This window comes from Alloscardovia venturai (assembly GCF_042676605.1).
GTDB classification, from domain to species: Bacteria; Actinomycetota; Actinomycetes; order Actinomycetales; family Bifidobacteriaceae; genus Alloscardovia; species Alloscardovia venturai.
The window spans coordinates 1-2,039 of the sequence record NZ_JBHTHQ010000019.1; the positions used below are offsets into that span (position 1 = coordinate 1).

1 protein-coding gene is annotated in these 2,039 nt (G+C 48.1%); it reads left to right on the forward strand.

From position 1 onward, the window contains the following. The coding region (locus ACFQY8_RS03370) for an LPXTG cell wall anchor domain-containing protein (RefSeq protein ID WP_377938503.1) at window positions 1–1,830 on the forward strand (1,830 nt) is incomplete at its 5' end. Between the last annotated feature and the right edge of the window lie 209 nt (window positions 1,831–2,039).

Below are 2,039 nucleotides of genomic sequence, written 5' to 3' on the forward strand. Positions count from 1 at the left end.
GTTGATACGGAAAAGCATGAGTTCACTATCGAACTCAACAAGGATTACGTGACAGCGAATATGACCGCGGGATCTAAGCATCGTTTCCAGGTACGCTTCGAAGGCACGGTATCCAAGAACGCTCCAACAGACCATAGTGTGGATAATCAGTGGGGTTTGAAACTCAACAACTCACTGACCCCATCAAACGTGGTATCCAACAAGCCAGTCCAGCCTACTCCTGATAAGAAGGATGAGACCAAGACTGGTATCAATATTGATGGCAAGACTGCTTACTATGGTGACGATATTTACTACCGTCTCACTTTAAGCGCAGCCACGTTGAAGGACACTGCTTATAAGGTGCATCGTCTTGGCATGGTCGATGACTATGATGACGAATACCTCCAGCTCAATGACAAGGATATTGAAATCTTAGACGCATCCGGTAAGGACGTCACCTCTAAGTTTAATATCCAGGTTAAGGATGGTGTCGTCTATGTGTTCGCTAAGACCGTAGATACCGAGTATTTGGGCGACGTGATTAAGGGTGACCCACAGCCAACCGATTTAAAGGCTTACGCTGATAAGACGTTGGATGTGACCAAAGACCCTGCAATCGACCAAAAACTGCTCGGCCAGGATTACACTATTACTCTTCCTATGACCGTGAAAAAGGTCAACGACGGGTATGTCGTGAAGAATACAGCCACCCAGATTACGAACGATCGCGAGGATGTGACGAACACGGTTACTAATCCTTTGAAGGTTATTAATCCGAAGAAGGATGTCACCGTCAAGGTAGGCGGCGAAAGTGCGAATGGTAAGAGTATTTATAAGGATCATCAGTTCTTGTATCGTCTCGATAGCTCCAAGATCACTGGTAACCGTGCCTACAAGCAGATCAAGAACTGGAAGATTGTTGACGATTACAATGAATCCTTGGATAAGCTAACTGGCCAGTGGGCAGTCTATATCAACAACGATATCACCCTCAATGATGGCACAGTCATCTCCAAGGGTAGCCGTATCGACGGTAGCGGTGTAGATGCCGGATACTTCACCTTCACCGAATCGAACGGTGTATTCACCGTAGAAGCAACACAGAAATTCTTGGATATTGCATCTGCTATGGATAGTGACTTGTCCTGGACAGCGTACGTGCAAATGACACGTACAGGCGTAAGCGATCGCGTAGAAAACACATTCGTGGAAACCATGAACGATGTTAAGCGTGAAAGCAACATGGTGTGGACCAAGACACCAGACCAAACCCCTGCTATTAAGCTCATCAAGTATGACGAAGCATCTGGCGTGGAATTGGGTGACCGTAACACACCAAGCGAAGCCTTGAAGTCTACCAAGAACGGCACCCGTATCGTGTTCCGTATCATCAACACCGGTAAAGTCAACCTGACCAAGATCACGTTAGATGACAAGACCATCGCAGGCTCCGGTACGGTAACCAATCTGGAGTATCCAGCAAACTGGTCTAACCTGGTATTAAAGCCTGGCGAATACGTAGAAGTCAAGGGCACTTTGACTGGTATGAACACGATGAATCATACCGACCGCGGCCACACCACTGGTACACCTATCGTGCCATGCGCATCCCATAACGATCATCCATTCGATCCAAATGGTGGTAATCATGGGGATACTGAGGGTACATGCTATGACACTCCAGTAGAAGACAGTGATGATTGGAACGGTGTTACTGCTGCGCCATTGGCTCAGACTGGTGCACAGGTCACCAGCCTCGCAGTTGCAGGCCTTGTCCTCGCCGCCGCGGGTGCAGGGTTGACTATCCGTCGCCGTTGGATGGATATTGCGGGCAAGCACAAGGCATAAAACCTTTTAACAAGTTTTAAGGTTTAATGCGAAAGAGACCACCCCTAGGGGCGGCCTGTACTATATTTGTGTCTCTTACCCCCCCCAGAAGTAGGAGGCACATTTTTCATACTCGCCTTACCTGAACTCCACAAAAAATTGTGCGGGCGGCTAAGGTGTGCACAAGAAAATCTTGCGCACACTCGTGCTTAACGGTGCAGCAAAGATGC